Here is a 20,965-nt window from a genome sequence, read left to right as displayed (position 1 = left end):
CCAATAAATATAGATTAAAAATGAAAAACAACGTAAAAACATCCGTATCAAAAACCTTTAAGAGCTTATGTCTGGTTTTATTAATCGTAGGCATTACAGTAAGTTGTAGTAGCAATGATTCTCTTAGCGACAATCCAGCTCCAACAGAAATTAAAATAAACTATGGTATGGCTATGGTAAGTGGTGCATGGCCTAATACGACAACCTATTTACAAGGATTTGAAAAGCTCGATTTTACAACTATTGGAAACGGCAAAGCCAAAGAATTAACAGGTACGGCTAGTGTTGTTTCAGAGGGGGAATACCTATATGCGAAGCCCTTTGGTGCACCAGCAAATCTTGTTAAATACAAGTATGATGAAAATGGGCTTGTTCAGGAAGATAACAAAATTATTGTACCAGGGGCTAATGTTTTTAGTTCTATACATTTTAAAAGTGAAACTATAGCATATGCTACTGTGGCTGGAGGAATTTCCAAACTCATTGTATTTGATCCATCCACAATGCGTATTGAAGATGAGATTTCCCTTAGCGACATTACTGATAAGTTTCCTGAAGCTACCAGAACCTACTATCAAGATATGATAGAGCGTGATAATAAATTGTTTATGAGCGTTTATTACGAGAAAAATTTTAAACCGGTAAACGATTATGCATATGTAGTCGTCATTGATCTTGCAACTAATAAAGTAGAGAAAATTATTGAAGACCAACGAACAGGGATGCTTTTTGGAGGACCTACCTCTAATGCAGGAATGATTAAAACCACAAATGGGGACATTTATATACAGGCAAAAGGAACATCTGACAATGGAGGTCTTTCTCCTAGCGGGGTTTTACGCATTAAAAATGGCACTACTGAGTTTGATACCGATTACTTTTTCAACCTGAGCACGGCAACTGATAACATCTGTTATGGTATTTATCAAGTAAATGGGAAAATCTTTACCACAAAGGTTGAGGATGAAACCGATTTTTGGGAATATAAGACTGATAAACCTCAATTTAAATACTATGAAGTCAATCTAGAAAGCAAAACAAGTTTGGGAGCAATTCCTGGATTACCTACAACTTATGGTAAGAGAAATATGAGTATTACAGCATTAAATGAAAATGAAGTAGCGTTGACCATCGCTACCAATGATGAAAATGCCCTTTACAAATTGAGTACTAACTCCAACACCCCAACAAAAATGTTCACATCAACAGGAGGTTATATCTCGGGATTCAAAAAATTGAAATAAAATGTTAAAAGCAAATGGTTTAACCAAAAAATACGGAGCGTTCACAGCATTGAACGCTCTTGATTTAGAGATTGGCGAAGGCGATATTTTTTGCCTTTTAGGAGCCAATGGAGCAGGAAAATCTACCACGATAAACCTGTTCCTAAACTTCATAGAACCCACAAATGGTAATGCTACCATAAATGATATGGACGTTAGTAAGCACCCGTTAGAAACAAAGCAAATTCTATCCTATATCCCAGAAAACTTGATGCTCTATCCAAATTTAACTGGATTGGAGAATCTAGATTTTTTCTGTGGATTAGGCGGGAAAAATTATTCCAAAGATGAATTGGACACATTGCTCCAACAATCGGGTTTACAAACCCATTTTATAAACAAACGGGTACAAAATTACTCCAAGGGAATGCGGCAAAAAGTGGGTATTGCCTTGGCAAGGGCACGTGAAGCAAAAGTATTACTTTTAGACGAACCCACTTCGGGGCTAGACCCAAAAGCAAGCAATGAATTTTCCGAACTTTTGCTAGAAATGAAAGATAAGGGAGTAACAACCCTAATGGCAACCCACGACCTTTTTAGGGCAAAGGATACCGGTACTCACATCGGTATTATGAAAGAAGGTGTACTGGTTGAAAAGTTTGAATCTAAAGATGTTAGTTTTCAAGATTTGGAAAAATTATATCTAAAACATATGCATAATTAATAGGTGTATATGGATGTTTCCACAGAACCTTAAAATTTTTACGAACAAATGAAAACTAGCATTCGAATAGCAAAAAAAGAAATAAAGATTGCACTTAGGGAAAAATTGGTACTGACACTTTCTTGTATCATATTAGTGCTGTTGGGCATATCATTATATACAGGTGTAATCGCATATCAGCAACAGCAAAAAACCATCACAAATGCTCAGGAAGAAAAGCGAGAAGAATGGCTTGGACAGGGAGATAAGCATCCACATATAGCGGCACATTTCGGCACCTTTATTTTTAAACCTAAAACGGTATTGAGTTTATTCGATTTTGGGCTGGATACCTATACTGGTACTTCTGTTTATTTAGAAGCGCATTATCAACACCAATTTATGTTCAGACCCGCACAAGACCACAGCAGTATGATTCGGTTTGGTGAGTTAAGTTCAGCTCTGGTACTTCAAATTCTAATGCCATTGCTCATTATCTTTTTAGCCTATGCATCTTTCACCAAGGAAAAAGAAAGAGGCACATTACGATTATTAAGTAGTCAAGGAGTAACATTGACCAGTATTGCGTGGGGCAAAATTTTGGCATATTTTATAATACTACTCGTCATTTTAGTGCCATTTGCACTGGGTCTTTTGCTGCTATCGTATTGGCTAAAAACTCCAGATACCGTTGCAGATTTGGGAATACGGATTGTATTGCTTGGCAGCACCTATATGGCCTATATTTTTATATTCGTTGTACTGTCTGTATTGGTATCCTTAAAATCATCCATAAGTAGAAATGCCTTATTGACCTTGCTTACCTGTTGGATACTTTTTACCATCATCATCCCCAAAACCATTGCCAATTTAGGAGAAAGCTTGTATCCATTGCCTTCAATGAAAATCTACAAAGAAGCCATTTTAAAGGATAAGGCAGACGGATTGGACGGAAAAACACCAAGAGCTGAACGAATGACGAAACTGGAAAAAGAACTCCTGACGAAGCATAAGGTAGATTCCGTACAACAGCTCCCTTTTAATTATGAAGGCGTAAGAATGCAGGCAGGAGAAGAATATGGAGACAAAGTGTACGATGTACATTGGGGCAGGCTTTTAAACATATTTAATAAGCAGAACAAATTGGGAAGTTATGTGAGTGTAGTGAACCCATACATTGCATTACGAAATATATCTATGGGGCTTAGTGCTACTGATTTGAATGCTTCGATAGATTTTCAGAAAAAAGTAGAAAACTACCGTAGAATCTTTATAAAAAAAATGAACGATGATATGGCGGAAAATTCTGAATATGGAAAATTTTATGAATATAGTGTTGGACTGGATATGTGGAAATCGGTAGAAGATTTCACATACAAAACACCATCAATCTACACCACATTAAAAAAGTACGCGTTGGAGTTAGCTTCGCTCTTTTGCTGGACAATAGCACTCATTCTATTCTTGAATTACATAACCCGTAAAACAAAACCCACCAATGGATAAAGTAACCAAAACAATCATACGCTACGAATGGACCTCTTTTGTACGCAACAAATTTCAGTTATTACTATTGGTCATCATTTTCCTTTTTGGAATGTATGCCGTCTATTATGGCACATCTGTGGTTAATGCACAGCTAAAAACCATTACTGATGTTCAAAAAATAGAAGAGGACGAGTTTCATCAATATCAAGTAAGTTTTGATGAAGAATTAAACTCCGCAGATGCAAAAAGAAGAAAAGACATTGCTTCAGACCCTTCTTATGCGTGGTTCAGACACGGATATCACGCAGTGCTTCCCCTTCATACATATGCCGCACTTGCCATAGGGCAACGCGATTTACATCCATACTACCATCGTTTAACAGGAATGAGCCTCTACTATCAACTTTTTGAAAATGAAATTGCCAATCCTGTTAAACTTTACGTGGGTAATTTTGACCTGTCGTTTGTCATTATCTATCTTTTTCCACTGCTTATCATTGCCTTTACTTTTGGGCTCTATTCCATAGAGAAGGAAAGCGGTGTATTGGCACTCCTACGAATTCAATCCATAAGCATCCGAAAAATAATGGTTACAAGATTACTATTCTATTTTATGCTGATTACAGGTTTGGCACTTCTCATTTCTTTAATAGGACTGTTTGTTTCGGGCAATATGTTTACTAATGAAAACCTGTTGGCTGCCTTGGTTTGGTTAACAGGAGTCATTTTATATAGTGCCTTTTGGTTTAGCTTGATGTTTTTAATCATTAGTTTTTTTAAAAGTTCAGCGTTCAATGCCATATGTGCCGCAGGGTGTTGGCTTGTCTTTTTATTGGTGGTGCCAGCTGTACTGAACGTATGGATGACGACCAAATTTCCTATAGATACTACCCATTTAGCTGAACTCACCCGAAGAACGGGGTTAGAAAATGAAAATGATAAAAAGGAACGTGCTGAAATACTTTCCGAATTTTTAAAATACAACCCACAATATAAAGCTAGTGATAGCCTGTTGCACAATAACGGGAATGCCAAAGTATATGCAGCTTTCACTGCTTTAAAAGATAGTCACAGCAAAAAAGATGTTGATGCATATAGTCTGCAAATCGAGAAAAGGAATCAATGGGTCAACCAATTTCTTTGGATTAACCCAGCAGTAAATATGCAAGATACTTTTTCATTGATTTCAAAGACTGATTTAAATACCTTTTTGAATTATCAATCGGCATTGACCGCATTCCATAAAAAGATTACCTCTTTCTATTATGACAGGCTTTTTTGGGACAAACCTATTACGCAAGAAGACTATTCCCTGCGTCCTATTTTTAAAATGAAAGAGAACGATGAACGATGGAATATGGTACTATATAGTTTTCTTAAAATCACTCTTATATCCTTACTCTTTGGAATAACGGGTTTTATGAAGATGAAAAAAATAACGAACTAAATAATTATTGACTCAATGAAAACTAAATACTTTATATATAGGAATATTCAGCTTTCCAATGTGCATACCATATGCTAAGAGGCAAAGACCAATAATTTTCCGCCGCCTGAGAATCCCCAAGAAATACAAGCAACAAAAGCAACGGGAACAATAACTATTGATGGCAAATGGAATGGATTGGAAAAACGTCCCAATTGTATCTGAATTTTTAAAATTGAACCTGTACTAGCGTAAAACTATCGATATAAAACTGCAGTAAGGCTACTCTATGATGATAAAAACCTATATGTGGGGGCTTTTTGTAAAGGTTCATTAGGAGTAAAAGGAATTCGTGTGCAAGATTTTAGCCGTGGTTTTTCTTTTGGTAAAAACGATACTTTTGCCATTCAGATTGATTTACAAACAATAAGCAATATGCCGTTTCTTTTAAGACCACTTCTTATGGAAATTAACGGGATTTCCAAAGTTTTAATGATAGTTTTTAAGGATAATAATTGGAATACGCTATGAACGGTAAGAACAAACCGAACAAGGATATTACGCCGAATTAACCATTCCATTTAAATCCTTGCGATACGACAAACCAAAAAACGGAGCACCTGTAAATTGGGGTATTACTTTTTTTAGGCTGGCAAGTAGTAATTTATAAACAGACCGAGTTTCCAAAAATACCACAAGCATTTTCTCCATATCGAATGACATGTGCTATAAAACTTATGGGATTGCAAGTGCTACATCATTCCGCAAATATTTGTATAGAGCCTTATGCTTTATATCACTTTGATGAATCTAAAAGAGCAAATACTTAAAATAATTTATTAGTAACTGATGTTACGCAGTAAAATAGATAGAAATTAAATTTAATGGTAATAACCATTTAAGTTACTGGAAACAAGATTTTTGCATGAGTTTGAAATTTATATTGTTTAAAATAATTCCATTTATATTAATTTCATTAGGATCAAATCGCTTCAAGAACGGTTAAAAGTGATAGGAAAATATAGTTATTAACCTGTTGTGCATTTTGATAAATTCTGTCAATTCGAGTGAATTTCACGATTGAAATAAGTGAAATTTGTATCGAGAATAAGAATTTTCATTTCTAAACTAGTTCTCGATACGATTTTTTTTATCAAAAATCACTCGAACTGACATTTTGGAATACATTTAACTCAAAATGCACAACGGGTAGTTATTAACAGTTTTTTAGTAAAAATTACCAAAATCATATAAATCTCTGCCTAACATCAGTTAGTAATCTGCAGTTCACTTTAGAGCAACTCAAATATGAAATAGAAGATCAAATCTTAATATTTGAACTTTAGTATTTTTATTTCTTACTGAATAGCTTCATTTTACCACTGTCTGCACATTATAACAAAGAATATTATATACTTTTTAACTATATATGAAATAGAATAAAAGTAATGACTAAACAGTAAATAAGATTCATACTGAAGCACAACAAGCAGTCAGCATATTTGCACTTTTTTAGTTCACACTCCAATTTGGGAAAAATTTTCATTCAAAAAAAATCTTTTACACAAGTCCAAAGTTTGGAATCTTAATTTCTGCCGAAAAATGTAGGTACTTTATTTTCGATCTTAAAATTGGTGCTCAAGTAGGCGACAAATAAGAGTTTAGTTAAATTACAATTTCAGACAGAAAATGAAATTTATATATCTAATAGACAAACTTAAAATCAATACTGATATTCAAAAATAGCTTTAAACTCATTATAAATGGGATGCGCTGTAGTAAACTCTTTAATAACTAAGGAATGATTTGCCTTTGAAGTAAATGCATCTAACTTTAAGTTTGCAGATCCTGTAATAGAGATATATTCTGAATGTTGACTAAAAGCAAAAATTATATCTTTTGAATGGGTTTTAACACCTGTTGCCTTTATGTTATCTACAACATCATTATTTTGATGCCTTATTTTTGCATTTGTACCAATAAACTCATCTTTTAATCTTTGTATACCATTTCCATAATCATCTTTCGTATATCTGCATGTTTCTAGTATTAACGTGTTATTAAATTTATTGTCATCTGAATTACTATTTAAGCTAACTAAAAACTTAAAACTTGTGGTGTGTGCTGTATTTCTATTGTCATATTCATCCTTCAACTTGTCTCTAAAAGCTTTGGTAAAATTGTCCCATTTCATGTGATATATGTTTCCTTTTATATAGCGTCCTCCGTTTCTCGAATTTGCTAAATAATTTGCATATTTAGCAAAAGGATTAAACTGTGTATCCCAACCAGAAGCATTTGATGGATTCCATACTTCTATGCTAGGATTGTAATTTCCATTAGGAGATAAAGGAATTGGAAAAAAATATGCACTAAAATCAGTATCATGATAGTTTAGAGTATTAGATGCATGTGCTGTTCGTACTGCACTAGCAAAAGAAGTATGAGAAGTAGAATTATTTTTGATAATAGAAAAATAATTATTGTGTGCTTCATAAAGTCCTGAATTGCCATTTATTAAAACTCCAGAATGCACCCAATCTTTTTTATAAGGAATAGCACCATCATGATCATCAACATTACTCGTAGCAACATACACTGAATTGAATTTTCCGTTAGCGCCATCGTCATAATGACTAATGATCATAAATTTACAATGCATCTGTTCTCGAGCTGAATTCTGCCAATCCATTCTCGTAACAGAAAGATAATTACTTACCAATTCTCTAGTTCCTGATACATCTACATCTGTATAATCTGTAGCTTCAATTCTACTCATTAAATAATTCCAGATATTGTCGCTTCTATCTGCCTTACAGGCATTGGTATTGTCTAAAATATCTCTGTGGTAAATAAAATCTATATGTACCTTTCTTCGAGCAGCTTTTACCAACGAGAAAATTAATTTTTCTGATGCAGCTCCTGCTTCATCATTACCATATACGCCTCCATACTTACTATGATTTGGATCGAATACGACAAAAGATTTATCTCCAATTTTATAAATGGCAAACTTTATACGAACATCTGTATCAGGGTTGCTTTCTTTATAACTGATTGCTCTATTAATTAAATCTCCATATTTAAATACTACATGATTTTCAGTATCTCCTATATTTCTAGAGTAGATTTTTACTTGGCTGCTTCCAACATTTTTGCTACTTGAAACTTTACTAGCAACATTCGTTTTATTTTCTGTAAATTTCTTAAAGTCAATTATTTTTGAATTGGCTTCATCTATGTCTGTAGATTTAGAATTCTTATTTTCAATGTTAGATTTTCCCTTTGAATCGAAATTTTCATTTTCACAAGCAACAGTTAATAATAGTACAATAATACATGATAATAATATGGAGTGTGTTCTTTTAAAATAATTAGTGATTGTTGTATTCATTTTTGTCATTTTAAGAGTTAATAAGTAAGGTTAAAAGTTTTAGTTTCTCTAATAGTTGCATCTTTTTTCTTGATAGTTTCCATAAAAACATATTCAGCTTGGACAGTATTTTGATTAAAATGCATAATGGTAAAACCATGATTATTTAAATCGGCAAACTTTATATGTGGATTGTATTTTGGGTTGACCAATTTTTTAGAATAGTTGTTTACAATACTATCTGGATACGCATCATAATTTTTAGAGGAAACACTTGGCACCATAATTTCCCATGCCAATGGTTTTGTATTGTGTTCAGAAATGTATTTAGGTTTACAAGAATCTAGATGATCGTCATGAAGTGCCATTACAAAAGAGCAATGATGGTCTCCTGTTAAAATTATGGGTTTATTTGTTGCTTTTTTAAATGCTGATATAACTTGGTTTCTGTCATTAGGATACCCTAACCACCAATCTTTATATTTTAAAGAAAATAATGAATCTACTTTACTGTAGCCTGTAAAAGCCACTTGATTCGCAATGACAGTCCAGACTTTATTACTGTTTTCAATAGTATTGACTAATGTATTCATTTGTTTTTTACCCAAAAGTGTATGTTCTAAAACATCTTTTTCGTTGAGTTCACAAGGATTTATTTGTTTGGTTCGTGCACTTGCTCTTTCTTCTAACAATAGCAAATCGATTAATTGACCAATCTGAATTTGGTGTGGGGGATTTTTCTCAGGTGATTTATAAATAGGCATCCATTCCATATACGCTTTAATTGCATTTGCTTGTCTGTCTTTCCAAACACCTTCTTCTTCACTATGATTTTTTGCTCCTTTTGCATAAGCATCATTCGCAAATTCATGGTCATCCCAAATAAAAAGGAAAGGAAATTTAGCATGTAAATTCTGAAATTCTATCTCCGATCGGTATTGAGAGTAGCGTGTTCTATAATCATTGAGCGTCACAATTTCGTGAGATGGTTTGTGAAGACGATTTACAAGAGTCGTATCTGCATATCTTCCTGCCTCATATTCATAAATATAATCGCCTAGATGAATTACCAAATCCACATCATCTCTTTTGCTTAAAGCTTCAAAAGCATTAAAATAACCATCCTGAAAATTATTACAGTTTACCAAGGCAATGCTGAAATTTTCAGGCATCTCATTTATAGCTGGTAGTGTTTTTGTTCTGCCTAATGTTGATAGAGATTTTTTATCTATAAAAAAGCGATAATAGTAAAAAGTAGAAGGACTTAATCCATCCACTTTAATTTTAATCGTAAAATCGTTTTCTTCTTTTGCTATTTTAAAACCTTCTTTATGTATCCTTGTAAAAAGACTATCGGTACTAATCTGCCAATGTACTTTTTGTTCTATATACTCTAAAGTTGTTTTAGTCCAAAGTAACACACTGTTGGATGCTGAGTTGCCTGAGGCTACTCCATAAGGAAAGCATTCTGTTTTTTGATTGCTTTTTTTAGCATCACAGCCTATTTGACATGTGATTATTGACAAACAAATTACCGTAAAGAAAAATGATTTAATTTTCATGAGATTTAAAATTAATAGGATTCAAAATTTAAAAACTATAACTCACTCCTAGACGTGCTCTAAAAGAAAAGAATTCCGTTTGTTCTGGTCTTTCAGGTTTCCCTCTGTAATACAATAGTTTTTGATTTGTTAAATTATTCATCTGTGTAAAAATGGTAATTCGGTTATTAGGAAATGTGTAAGATGCATTTAAATCTAGCTGAAAGTCTTTCCCTTGATAACGGTCTTGCTCTTTTGAGTCTCGAAGTTGCCAAAGAAAAGCATCTCTATAGTTCCCTGCCAGCCTAAATGAAAAACCGTACTTTTCATAAAACAAAGACGCATTTAAAATATTAGGAGATTGATTTACCAGTGGTGTTTTTTCTCCTCGCGCCTCCAAAGAAGTTTCCGATTTTGTATAGGTATAATTTATAGAATATCCGAAACCGTTTAATGCACCTGGAAGAAAATCTAATTCTTGAGCCCAAGTAAATTCTGCTCCCATAAGATAAGCTGTTTCAGAATTTTCAAATGCTCTAACTCTAAATGTTTCTGGCGTTCCGTTTAATAAAATTTGCTCTTGTGAAGCTTTTACAAAAACAATGTCCTGAATATCTTTATAAAAAAGACCTGCGGATAAGTAATTAGTTTTACCAAAATATTTTGAGGCGATAAGATCGTAATTTGTTGCAAACGTTGGATTAAGATTAGGGTTTCCTCGTGTGATTGAAAGATTGTCTTCATTCACATCTTCAAAAGGTGCTATTTGGTTAAAGGCTTGTCTTGCAAAAGTGCGTGTAAATGCTGCTCGAATGTCAAAATCATTAGAAGGTTTAAAATTTACATGCACCATAGGCAATATAGCTGGATAGTCTTTTTTTGAGTTCGTATTTCCTACTTCTTTGGTTGTTCTATTGTACGAATATCCTTTAATATCATTATTGGTGTGCTCATAACGTATTCCTGGAATTATTGTCCATTTAGAATTTAACTTCCAAGTTCCCATAAAATAACCAGCTATATGATTTTCGGTTGCGTCATAGCTATTTGTTGCACGGATGGAATTTGTTTTGTCTTGATAATTTAATACAATAGAATTACCTGCAACAGGATTTCCATAAGGGTCTTTTATGGCATCTTCCGTAGGAATATCCCATAAAAAAACGGGTTGTGAATATGGCGATCCTATTTCTGAAAGGAAGTTACTTTTATTCGGGAATTTTTCTCTTTCAAAATCTGTAAAAAAAGCATCTGCACTTGGTGTAAAGGTTGCGTAAGCTCTATCATAAGAACTTTGTTTTCTTCTTAATTTTGTTCCGAACTTGAATTCTAATTTTGAAGAGGGTGTATAGGTAAAGTTTGCTTGCCCAACAAGATCCATATCTTCAACATTTCGTATAGAAATTACATAACGTTGCAGTTTAAAAAGGTCTGGATTTAAATCTCCATTAACAAAATTCGGCTGTATGTTATCAAACCTATCACCATTATTTGGGTTTGGGCCATCACCATTTAAAAATTTTAACTGTTGAACATTTCCATCGCTATCAATCACATCTTCAAATCCACCAAATTCAACAGTCTGTCTAAAATTTGCATAATAATACCCAGATAATGAATCGTTAACAGTTTTGGGGCCATCATAACCTGCAAAAGCTTTGTAGGCAGATAGCTTAAAATCTGCTTTTAATTTATCTGAAATTTTTGTTTCAACACCTAATTCTCCTCCATAGGTTTTAAAAAGATAATCTACCATATTCCAACGCATCTGCGCATTGTTAGATGCTTTATCAAAAAAGTACTCTACTTTACGGTTGCGCTCATTGTCTTCCATTCGATTGTAAAGACCACGTGCAAAAAGCGTTGTGTATTCTCCTAATCTATAATCCATACCAATATTAAAACCGTCAGTTGTTCGAATACCATCATAATGTCTAATATCTACCTCTCTAATATTATTGAATTCATTTCCATAAACTACTTCGTAATTATCTGTACCATATGGACGACGATTTCTCGTTGCCATTGCCATAAAACCAAATTTATTATCAAAAAGTCTATTTCCATAAACCGCTGTAGCTGCATATCCTGATTTTTGAGATTTATCATTATAAGCACCAGAAAGATTTAAGTTTAATGTTTCTTTTTCAGGCGATGTTCTAGTGATAAAATTAATGGTTCCACCAATAGCATCTCCTTCATAATCTGGTGTAATAGCTTTTACTACTTGGACATATTGTATAAAATCTGAAGGAAATACATCTAATGGGACCGTACGGTTTCCCAAAAGATCTCCAGAAGTTTTCGCAGATGGTAATCTGTCTCCATTAAGTGTATTTGAACTCCATTGTGTAGGTGTTCCTCTTACGGTTACATAACGTCCTTCTCCTTGGTCTCTTTCTATACTAACTCCTGGCAAACGTTGTACTGCTTCAGCAGCATTAAAATCTGGCAACTTTCCTATTAAGTTGCTACTCGCTACTTCCATAATTGAGAGTGCTGATTTTCGCATATTAACTGCTCTTTGTTGCCCGTGTTTGATTGAAGATTTCAAAACTACTTCTTCTAAGCCTTGACTTAAGGGAGTCAATATTATTTTCCCTAAATCTGTAATTTCATTTTCTTTTACATTTACTTTTAATTCTTGAGTTTGATAACCCAAAAATGAAACAACCACAGTATGGTTTCCTGTTGGGGCATTTAAGATTTCAAAACTTCCTTTTAAATTAGTTGTACTACCAACCCTTTTATTATTTTTTAAATGAAGTGTAGCGAAAGGTAAAATATCATAAGAATCGTGAATAACCCCTTTGATTGTGCCTGTTTGTGCGTAGATGGAATTGATAATGACCATCAAAAAAAATGAGAGAAATACTTTTGTTTTCATTGTGTTATTACTTGTTTTAATGTATTAGATGAAATTTTTCGATTGAAATATAGAATGCTAAAAAGTGTAAAAATGATGATGAGTATTGCCGATGTAAAATTGAGTGAGATAAAAAAGCTAGTCCATGTACCCTTGTAATCCATGAATTCTTTTAAGAAAAGCACAGCAACACTTCCCAAATAACCCAATGCATCTGCCGTGTAGAAAAGGAAACCAATATTGCCCGTATATTTTAGTAAAGCGATTAAGCGCTCAAAAAGAAGACAATGAAACAATATGTAAGGAAGATAAATGCCTATTCCTGTGCTTACAATCCAAATAATTGGAGAGATTAGTGTTTTCTCAAATAAAAATGTGGCTATAAGCATGGTAATAGCACTACCTAGTGTGAGCCACATGCCATAATTAAAAGCGCGTATGTTTTTACGAATAAGTATCCCCAAAGCAGCTACAACAAGTACGATTATTGCTACAGGTATTTCAGTAAGTGTAATAAGTTCAGGTGCTCCTGAATATCCTAATTCAGACCAAAACTCAACTATAAAATTATCTCTAAAGTCCCTAACGATGGTTAAGAAAATATAAATTAAAACAAGGCCCACATAGCCTAAACCATGTTTTCTTAAGAAATCTTTTCTTTTTTCAGCATTCATTGGGGTACGTTCTGTACGCTCTACAACATCTAATGCATCAGGGTTTTTCGAACGATTTAATATCCAAACAGACAAAATGAAAACAGGAAAAAAAAGTAGTCCTGTTGCAAAAGGCATAGCATATTCACCAATGCCATAATCCTGCATCAAAATAATACCAACAGTTTTCACTAAACCTGTAGAAAAAATAAAAGTAGCGCTCAACGCCGCTGCAAGAAGTTCTGTATTTCTTCTACCTTCTAAATAAGAAAGCACGATGCCAAAGACCATTCCCAATGGCAAACCATTTAAGAATAATGCTATTATTTTAAGTTTTGGAGGCAGTATGGCAAAGACTAATAACATGAATAATCCAAAAGAGACTAATGCTAAAATCCATTTGGTTCTTGCATTACGATTCATTTCGGAAATCATTTTAATACCAATAAATTTAGAGAGCATATAGCCTAAAACTTGACTAATCACGAGAACCGTTTTAGGGTCTGCATTAAAACCGATGTCCAAATCGATATATTGACCCGCAAGAAATGACTTTCTTACGGCATACATTCCTGTATAGCATAAAAAAGCAGCAAACATTAGCCAGAAACTCTGACTCCATTTTTTATTAATTATTGAAGGAATTTCAAATTTCATTATTTTTCTTAATTAGAAAATTATACGATGCAAATATAGAAGCGTGTTTTTCTTATTTTATTAAGTTAATGTAAAATAATGGTTAATATATTTCTAATAAGTAAATTTATTTTCCTTTAAAGAAAAATTGTAATATTATTTTTTTTCTTCAAAAGAAAATTTATATTTGTAAAAAATTTATTTTTTATGAATGATGGTAAATATGTAGTAGCTTGGATAGGAGCTAAAATTAGAGAATTGAGAGGACTAAAAGGCTGGAAGTTAGGAGAACTATCAGAAAAATCAAAAGTGAGTATCGCCATGTTATCAAAAATTGAAAATGGCCGTGTATTTCCCACATTTCCAACGTTGCTTCATATATTGAAGCCCCTTGATGTTGATCTCAATGATTTTTTTGAAGACATTGGACAAAGTCAAGATTTTCCTGGATACATATTTAATAAACGAGAAGACTATTTAGAAACTACAAAAGAAGATGCTGTAGGGTTTAAATACGAAACCGTTTTAACGCAAAATCTAAAGGGTGTTTCTTTAGAAATATCGATGCTTACTTTATCTAAAAATGCCAAAAGAGAGACGGTAACAACTGATGGATACGAATATATTTTCTTATTGAAAGGAGATATTGAATATCAATTAGATGATAAAACCTTTCATTTAAAAGAAGGTGACTCCTTATATTTTGATGGGCGCTTACCTCATGTACCCAAAAATAATTTAGACACAGAATCCATTTTATTGGTTATTTATTTTATAACGGAATTATAATATTTATTACATGTCAAACAGTAAGGCAACAGCAATGGTTTTTGAAAAAGTAGGACAACCTTTTTCTTTAACATCCTTTGATTTTCCTAAATTAAATACAGGAGAAATTCTGGTTAGAGTAGTGTACGCAACAATATGTACTAGTGATTTGCATACCTTTTACGGTAGACGATGTTCACATACGCATAGCATATTGGGTCATGAAATAATAGGTAGTATTATAGAGATTCCTAAAAATGGTATTAACGATTTTTATGGAGATGCATTAAAAGTAGGTGATAAAATAACATGGTCTGTGTATGCACACAATTGTAATGATGAATTAGCAAAAAGAGGCATGCCTCAAAAATCGAAAGACTTATTTAAATATGGTCATGAAAAAATAAATGAAACATATAAACTTAATGGCGGTTTTGCAACACACTGCCATTTAAAGAGGGGTTCTACCATTTTTAAAATCCCTAAAAACCTTACGCCCAAAGAGGCAACGCCTCTTAATTGTACGCATGCAACAATTGCTGGAGCCATAAGATTGGCTGGAGATTTAAAAGGTAAAAATGTATTAGTAAGTGGCGTTGGTATGTTGGGGCTTTCGGCTTGTGCCATGGCCAAGGAATCTGGAGCAAATGTGGTATTTGCAATGGATGTTGAAGAGAAACGGCTTCAACAAAGTAAACGATTTGGAGCGGATTTGAGTCTAAATGCAAAGGAGCATTTAGAGGTATCTTTAAAGATTGCAAAAGAGTTTGGAGGTATCGATGTAATTATCGAAACCAGTGGTGTGCCGTCTGCTGTAGAGAATGGTATTAAAATGCTCAATATAGGAGGTATTTGTGTGTTAATAGGCTCTGTTTATTCACAACGAGATATATCGATAAATGCCGAAACTATTGTAAGAAACCTACTAACTATAAAAGGTTTACACAATTATATCCATGAAGACCTAGCAAAAGCAATTGTTTTTCTTTCAAAAAATAACACAAAATATCCTTTTGAGGATTTGGTGGGTAAAGAGTTTCCTATCGAGCAGCTAGATATAGCTTTCGATTTTGCAGACAAGCAATCTTGTTACCGAGTTGGTGTGCAACCTAATAACATAATTTCTTAACATATTTATATTGAATAAGATGATTAAAAAAATAGATTTAGTAGTATTTGACATGGCAGGAACTACTGTAAATGAAGATAATGTTGTTTATAAAACACTTCAAAAGTCGATACATGAATCAGGTTATAACGTCTCTTTATATTTTGTACTAAAACATGGTGCTGGAAAAGAAAAGCATCAGGCAATTAAAGATATTTTAGCTGAACTACCAAAAAGTGAGAACCAACAACATACTTCTGAGGCTATATTCAAAAAGTTTAAAATTTATTTAGATAAAGCGTACACCGATTTAAATGTGACGCCTTGTATTGGAGTTGCATCTCTTTTTCCAATTCTGAAAGAGGCTGGGATAAAAATTGCTTTAAATACTGGATATAATAGCAATTTAGCCAATATGTTATTAGATAAATTAGAGTGGAAATTAGGAATACATTACGATGCTTTAATTACAGCTTCTGATGTGGTTCATGGAAGGCCCAATCCAGACATGATTTACAAAGCTATGAAGGAATTAAATGTAACTAATTCTGAAAAGGTCTTGAAAGCAGGAGATTCAATTATTGATATTGAAGAGGGTAAAAATGCCTCATGTGGTATTACGGTTGGCGTTACTACTGGTGCTCATTCTAGAGCACAACTTAAATCTGCAAACCCAACGTATGTTTTAGATTCATTGTTGGAGTTAACAGATATTCTGATTTGATTTTGTTTATAGGTTAAAATTATTCTTTTTACAGACAACCTAACAAAATAAGACAGCCCTACTTACAAAGTAGCTAATAATTTGTTGGTTTCATTTAACTTTCTTGCTTTTAAGTTTATATGTGTAAATTTATTTATAAAATGGACAGCAGTTTGTATCAACTTTTGCAAATAATTTTAGCTATTTATTTTAAACATAGGGACTACAATTTTCTATATTTATAGTCCAAAATATATTTTTATAAGCAGATTTTTAAATGACTGAAAACTAATTTCATGTATAAGTTATAACTCACAAAATTTAGAATCAGTTTAATTAATAACATCAATACGATAATTAATAATGAGTAAATAATTATGAATATGTATCTTTATACCTTATTACTAAGCTATTGAGAGCAAAAATAACATCTTTTATCTTCCTATTAATTCTTATAGTACCTATTATAAGTACCTTCTCTTGGCTCACCTATCAAAAGTCTGTAATTCGTCATCAGGTCAAAAGGATGATCATAAAAGGAATAGACAAGGAGAAGCTTGTGCTTTTAAAATTTTCAGAAGAAGAAGTTATACAAGAATTGAAATGGAAGCATTCTAAAGAATTTGAGTACAAAGGAGAAATGTATGATATTGTTGAGACTAAGGAAGTTGATCATATTATTTACTATTGGTGTTGGTGGGATCATAAAGAAACTCAATTGAACCAACAGTTAACAGAATTAGTAAAAAACATTTTTAACCAAAATCCACAGAAAACTCAAAAAGAGAATCAACTTATTTCATTTTATAATTTATTATTTATTAGTAATTATAGTGCTTTTAGTTCTTCAATGCAATTAGTGAAAACTGCTCATTTTTTTTATTATTTGGCACCTTATTATTCAATTACTTTAAAACCATTATTTCCACCTCCTAGAAGTTAATTAAGCATATGATCATTTTTAAACCTCAGCTATTTAGTTGGGGTATTGTGCCTTGTTATTGGGTACTAATTTTAATTAACTTAATATTTCTACAATGAAAAAAATAATATTTTTGTGGTTGTGTTTTGGTGTGATGAGTATATCCCATTCCCAAACTTTAACAATCAAAGATCAGAAAACCAATATCCCTTTAGAATTGGTAACACTGATAAGTAAAACACCTAACTCATTTGCAATTACAAACGCAAACGGACAAGCCAATATTTTAGCTTTTAAAGGAGCTGAAATGATTGAAATAAGAACGCTCGGATATAAAACTGTAGTTACAAATTATGCAGAACTTCAATCGAGTAATTTTGAAATCCTAATGGAATCCTTTAATCTAAACTTAAATGAAGTTGTGGTTTCTGGAACACGCTGGAATCAAATATCTGATAATGTACCATCAAAGATAACATCGATTTCTTCCAAGGAGATAGCATTTCAAAATCCACAGACTGCTGCAGATTTATTAGAAGTTTCTGGCAGAGTATATATTCAAAAAAGTCAACAGGGAGGAGGAAGCCCAATGATTAGAGGATTTGCGACAAATAGACTTTTATACACTTTAGACGGTGTTCGAATGAATACTGCAATTTTTAGAGGAGGAAATCTCCAGAATGTAATTAATATGGATCCTTTTGCCATAGAAAATACAGAAATTCTTTTTGGACCAGGTTCTGTAATATATGGTAGTGATGCCATTGGAGGTGTAATGAGTTTTAAAACTTTAACCCCACAATTATCTCTTTCAGAACAACCATTAGTTTCTGGAAAAGGTATTACTCGTTATTCGTCTAGTAATAACGAAAAAACAGGGCATTTTGATGTGAACGTAGGTTGGAAAAAATGGGCCTTTGTGACTAGTTTTAGTACTTGGGATTTTGATCATCTAAAACAGGGTAGTCATGGACCTGTAGATTATATAAAAAATTACTATGTACAGCAACAGAACAATGCAGATCAAGTTGTTACACAAGAGGATCCTTTGCTACAAATCCCTTCAGCTTATTCACAAATGAATATCATGCAGAAGTTGCGGTATGTTCCCAATGAAAGCTGGGATTTTCAATATGGTTTTCATTATTCTGAAACATCTCCTTATGGAAGGTATGATAGGCACAATCGTATAAGAAATGGAACAGCAAGATATGCGGAATGGAGTTATGGTCCCCAAAAATGGACAATGAATCATTTCAGTTTAAACCATAAAGGAGAAAATAAACTATATGACCAAGCAACTTTCCGTTTAGCATATCAAAAGTTTGGAGAAAGTAGAATAGATCGCTCGTTAAATAAGACAAAAAGAAGAAACAATATGGAAGAGGTACAAGCTTATTCCGTAAATCTCGACTTTATAAAAACTATCAGTCTTAAAAATACACTATTTTATGGTTTTGAATATGTTTTAAACGATGTTGATTCTGAAGGGATGCAGACCGATATTTCTACAAATATTTCTACAAAAGGAGCCTCTAGATATCCCAATGCTCAATGGAGCTCGTTAGCAGTCTATTTAAACGATACTTTTGAAGTTTCTGAACAATTTACTTTACAGGCAGGATTACGTTACAATCATTTTACTTTAGACGCAGATTTTGCAAATAATCTAGATTTCTACCCTTTCCCTTTCAAGACTGCTAGTCTAAGCAATGGAGCATTAACTGGTAGTTTAGGCGGTGTGTTTAGACCTGCTGAAGACTGGGTATTAAACGCCAATTTTGGGACAGCATTTCGTTCACCTAATGTAGATGACATCGGAAAAGTATTTGATTCTGAACCAGGATCTGTTACCGTTCCAAATCCTAATTTGGAGGCAGAATATGCTTACAATTGGGATTTAGGGATAGCAAAAGTTTTTAGCGACGCGGTAAAATTAGATATCACTGCTTATTATACATTGTTGAAAAATGCTCTGGTACGAAGAGATTTTAAACTTAATGGTCAAGTTGAGATTATGTACGATGGTCAGTTAAGCAAAGTGCAAGCGATGCAAAATGCGGCAAAGGCAAAAGTCTATGGAGTTCAGTTAGGGCTGGCAGTAAAATTGCCATCAGGATTTAGTTTTTCTTCTGATGTTAATTATCAAAAAGGCGAAGAAGAGCTAGATGATGGTATAACAAGTTCTTCACGCCATGCAGCACCTTTCTTTGGTGTGTCTAGACTTACTTTTAAGGCACAAAAAATAAAGTTGCAATTCTATAGCACCTATCAAGGAGAACGTAAATTTGAGGATTTGGCGGTTTCTGAACAATCAAAAGATGAAATTTACGCTAAGGATTTAAATGGTAATAATTATTCACCTTCATGGTACACACTCAATCTAAAAGCATTATACAATCTATCAGAAACATTTGTGATCAATGCAGGAATAGAAAATATGACAGATCAAAGATATCGTCCCTATAGTTCAGGGATTTCAGCTTCTGGACGAAATTTTATCATGTCTTTACAAGCTAATTTCTAATATTTAATAACCAATAGTTCAACTGTCATCTTTTTTTGACAGTTGAATTTTTATAAAAACTAGTATTCATGAACAGAAAAGAACATGCTTTTTTAATAAGGGGTGTAAGAAAAATACATAGAACTCTGGGAGCTACTTTATGCTTATTTTTTTTAGTCGTTTCATTGAGCGGTCTACTTCTTGGATGGAAAAAAAACAGCAACGGACTTATTTTGCCAAAATCTCACTATGGGATTTCTAGAAATTTGAAAGATTGGCTACCTTTTGATAGCTTACATACTATTGCATGCAGTGCTTTACATTTTTCTGTAAATAAAAATTTATCAATAGAATTAGAGCGCATGGATGCACGTCCTCAAAAAGGAATGGTCAAATTTGTGTTTAAAGATCATTATTGGGGAGTTCAGGTTGATGGTGCTACAGGGAAAGTATTACATATAGAACGCAGAAGATCTGATATTATAGAAAATATTCACGATGGCTCTATTTTAGATTATTTTTTCAAAACAGAAGGAGAAATTTTAAAATTGATATATACTTCTGTTATGGGGCTTTCCCTACTTATTTTTATTATTACTGGGTTTTGGCTATGGTTTGGACCAAAGGTAATGCGTCGAATCAGCAAAAGAAATAGATTATGAAGAAGCGAAATAAATTTTTAGTTTGGTTGAAATCAAATAGAACTCTTAAAGAATTAGATCATTTTTACAAAGATATTGTTTGCCAGTTATCCAAAGAAGAGAGGAAAGTTTATTGTGAAAACTTAATAGGTAGATTGCAGGAAGATCTTAAAGTAGCAACTACTAAAGTAGAGCTCAATAAGATTAAGAAATATATAGACGCTACAAAAAAAGAGTTGAAGGTTCTGAAGAAATAGTACCAATTAACAAAAAGTAAATCGTTAAAAAACTGACACAAAAAAATGAGGTCGTCTAAAAAGTAATTTTTAGACGATTTTCTTTTTACTCATTTTTCAGTTTATTTTTTTGATTTTCAATACTTGCTTAAAAAGTTGAATTTTAAAAAAG

Annotated in this window: 16 protein-coding genes; 12 read left to right on the top strand and 4 right to left on the bottom strand. The window is 32.9% G+C overall.

Annotated features, from left to right (window positions below; genetic code table 11):
• The first annotated feature begins 20 nt into the window (after nt 1–20).
• From Q0998_RS16820 to Q0998_RS16800, 5 genes are all read left to right on the top strand, one after another.
• The gene (locus Q0998_RS16820) at nt 21–1,244 is read left to right on the top strand and encodes a DUF4374 domain-containing protein (RefSeq protein ID WP_299671958.1); all 1,224 of its coding nucleotides are present in this window, start codon (nt 21–23) and stop codon (nt 1,242–1,244) included.
• Nucleotide 1,245: 1 nt separating this feature from the next.
• Entirely contained in the window at nt 1,246–1,947 is a 702-nt protein-coding gene (locus tag Q0998_RS16815) for an ABC transporter ATP-binding protein (RefSeq protein WP_299671956.1), read from the top strand.
• 48 nt (nt 1,948–1,995) lie between these two features.
• Nucleotides 1,996–3,432, top strand: coding sequence for a DUF3526 domain-containing protein (locus Q0998_RS16810; protein WP_299671954.1), 1,437 nt, complete (start codon nt 1,996–1,998; stop codon nt 3,430–3,432).
• Nucleotides 3,425–4,861 carry a DUF3526 domain-containing protein gene (locus Q0998_RS16805; protein ID WP_299671952.1) on the top strand — a complete coding sequence of 479 codons (1,437 nt, stop codon included), beginning with the start codon at nt 3,425–3,427 and terminating at the stop codon, nt 4,859–4,861. The genes Q0998_RS16810 and Q0998_RS16805 overlap by 8 nt, the downstream gene beginning before the upstream one ends.
• Before the next feature lie 288 nt (nt 4,862–5,149).
• A complete protein-coding gene (locus tag Q0998_RS16800; RefSeq protein ID WP_299671950.1) occupies nt 5,150–5,371 on the top strand; it encodes a hypothetical protein in 222 nt (73 codons plus the stop codon).
• Between the two features lie 1,192 nt (nt 5,372–6,563).
• Here the strand turns inward: Q0998_RS16800 and Q0998_RS16795 are convergent.
• From Q0998_RS16795 to Q0998_RS16780, 4 genes are read right to left on the bottom strand one after another with little or no spacing between them, the layout of a single operon-like run.
• Entirely contained in the window at nt 6,564–8,234 is a 1,671-nt protein-coding gene (locus Q0998_RS16795; protein ID WP_299671948.1) for a hypothetical protein, read from the bottom strand.
• 17 nt (nt 8,235–8,251) lie between these two features.
• Nucleotides 8,252–9,775, bottom strand: a complete 1,524-nt coding sequence (locus Q0998_RS16790; protein WP_299671946.1) for an alkaline phosphatase D family protein — start codon at nt 9,773–9,775, stop codon at nt 8,252–8,254.
• 28 nt (nt 9,776–9,803) lie between these two features.
• On the bottom strand, nt 9,804–12,641 hold the full coding sequence (locus Q0998_RS16785; protein ID WP_299671944.1) for a TonB-dependent receptor: 2,838 nt from the start codon (nt 12,639–12,641) through the stop codon (nt 9,804–9,806).
• Complete coding sequence (locus Q0998_RS16780; RefSeq protein WP_299671942.1) at nt 12,638–13,930, bottom strand: DUF5690 family protein; 1,293 nt, start codon at nt 13,928–13,930, stop codon at nt 12,638–12,640. The genes Q0998_RS16785 and Q0998_RS16780 overlap by 4 nt, the downstream gene beginning before the upstream one ends.
• 186 nt (nt 13,931–14,116) lie before the next feature.
• Between Q0998_RS16780 and Q0998_RS16775 the strand changes: the two genes are divergently transcribed.
• From Q0998_RS16775 to Q0998_RS16745, 7 genes are all read left to right on the top strand, one after another.
• Nucleotides 14,117–14,698 carry an XRE family transcriptional regulator gene (locus Q0998_RS16775; protein ID WP_299671940.1) on the top strand — a complete coding sequence of 194 codons (582 nt, stop codon included), beginning with the start codon at nt 14,117–14,119 and terminating at the stop codon, nt 14,696–14,698.
• A gap of 10 nt (nt 14,699–14,708) precedes the next feature.
• The gene (locus tag Q0998_RS16770; RefSeq protein WP_299671938.1) at nt 14,709–15,806 is read left to right on the top strand and encodes a zinc-binding dehydrogenase; all 1,098 of its coding nucleotides are present in this window, start codon (nt 14,709–14,711) and stop codon (nt 15,804–15,806) included.
• A gap of 19 nt (nt 15,807–15,825) precedes the next feature.
• Complete coding sequence (locus Q0998_RS16765; protein WP_299671936.1) at nt 15,826–16,509, top strand: phosphonatase-like hydrolase; 684 nt, start codon at nt 15,826–15,828, stop codon at nt 16,507–16,509.
• Nucleotides 16,510–17,014: 505 nt separating this feature from the next.
• Complete coding sequence (locus tag Q0998_RS16760) at nt 17,015–17,431, top strand: hypothetical protein (protein ID WP_299671934.1); 417 nt, start codon at nt 17,015–17,017, stop codon at nt 17,429–17,431.
• Nucleotides 17,432–17,525: 94 nt separating this feature from the next.
• Complete coding sequence (locus Q0998_RS16755) at nt 17,526–19,937, top strand: TonB-dependent receptor (protein ID WP_299671932.1); 2,412 nt, start codon at nt 17,526–17,528, stop codon at nt 19,935–19,937.
• Nucleotides 19,938–20,005: 68 nt separating this feature from the next.
• On the top strand, nt 20,006–20,578 hold the full coding sequence (locus Q0998_RS16750; RefSeq protein ID WP_299671930.1) for a PepSY domain-containing protein: 573 nt from the start codon (nt 20,006–20,008) through the stop codon (nt 20,576–20,578).
• Nucleotides 20,575–20,814, top strand: a complete 240-nt coding sequence (locus tag Q0998_RS16745; RefSeq protein ID WP_299671928.1) for a hypothetical protein — start codon at nt 20,575–20,577, stop codon at nt 20,812–20,814. The genes Q0998_RS16750 and Q0998_RS16745 overlap by 4 nt, the downstream gene beginning before the upstream one ends.
• Nucleotides 20,815–20,965 lie beyond the last annotated feature (151 nt).

Source organism: uncultured Polaribacter sp. (assembly GCF_947501385.1).
Classification (GTDB): domain Bacteria; phylum Bacteroidota; class Bacteroidia; order Flavobacteriales; family Flavobacteriaceae; genus Polaribacter.
This window is presented reverse-complemented; position numbering and strand designations above follow the sequence as displayed.

Excerpts from the sequence above, each read along its gene's own strand:
- Q0998_RS16780 (WP_299671942.1), bottom strand. The coding sequence starts at position 13,930 with ATGAAATTTGAAATTCCTTCAATAATTAATAAAAAATGGAGTCAGAGT.
- Q0998_RS16755 (WP_299671932.1), top strand. The coding sequence starts at position 17,526 with ATGAAAAAAATAATATTTTTGTGGTTGTGTTTTGGTGTGATGAGTATA.
- Q0998_RS16775 (WP_299671940.1), top strand. The coding sequence starts at position 14,117 with ATGAATGATGGTAAATATGTAGTAGCTTGGATAGGAGCTAAAATTAGA.
- Q0998_RS16745 (WP_299671928.1), top strand. The coding sequence starts at position 20,575 with ATGAAGAAGCGAAATAAATTTTTAGTTTGGTTGAAATCAAATAGAACT.
- Q0998_RS16760 (WP_299671934.1), top strand. The coding sequence starts at position 17,015 with ATGATCATAAAAGGAATAGACAAGGAGAAGCTTGTGCTTTTAAAATTT.
- Q0998_RS16805 (WP_299671952.1), top strand. The coding sequence starts at position 3,425 with ATGGATAAAGTAACCAAAACAATCATACGCTACGAATGGACCTCTTTT.
- Q0998_RS16785 (WP_299671944.1), bottom strand. The coding sequence starts at position 12,641 with ATGAAAACAAAAGTATTTCTCTCATTTTTTTTGATGGTCATTATCAAT.
- Q0998_RS16795 (WP_299671948.1), bottom strand. The coding sequence starts at position 8,234 with ATGAATACAACAATCACTAATTATTTTAAAAGAACACACTCCATATTA.
- Q0998_RS16770 (WP_299671938.1), top strand. The coding sequence starts at position 14,709 with ATGTCAAACAGTAAGGCAACAGCAATGGTTTTTGAAAAAGTAGGACAA.
- Q0998_RS16810 (WP_299671954.1), top strand. The coding sequence starts at position 1,996 with ATGAAAACTAGCATTCGAATAGCAAAAAAAGAAATAAAGATTGCACTT.
- Q0998_RS16790 (WP_299671946.1), bottom strand. The coding sequence starts at position 9,775 with ATGAAAATTAAATCATTTTTCTTTACGGTAATTTGTTTGTCAATAATC.
- Q0998_RS16815 (WP_299671956.1), top strand. The coding sequence starts at position 1,246 with ATGTTAAAAGCAAATGGTTTAACCAAAAAATACGGAGCGTTCACAGCA.
- Q0998_RS16750 (WP_299671930.1), top strand. The coding sequence starts at position 20,006 with ATGAACAGAAAAGAACATGCTTTTTTAATAAGGGGTGTAAGAAAAATA.
- Q0998_RS16820 (WP_299671958.1), top strand. The coding sequence starts at position 21 with ATGAAAAACAACGTAAAAACATCCGTATCAAAAACCTTTAAGAGCTTA.
- Q0998_RS16765 (WP_299671936.1), top strand. The coding sequence starts at position 15,826 with ATGATTAAAAAAATAGATTTAGTAGTATTTGACATGGCAGGAACTACT.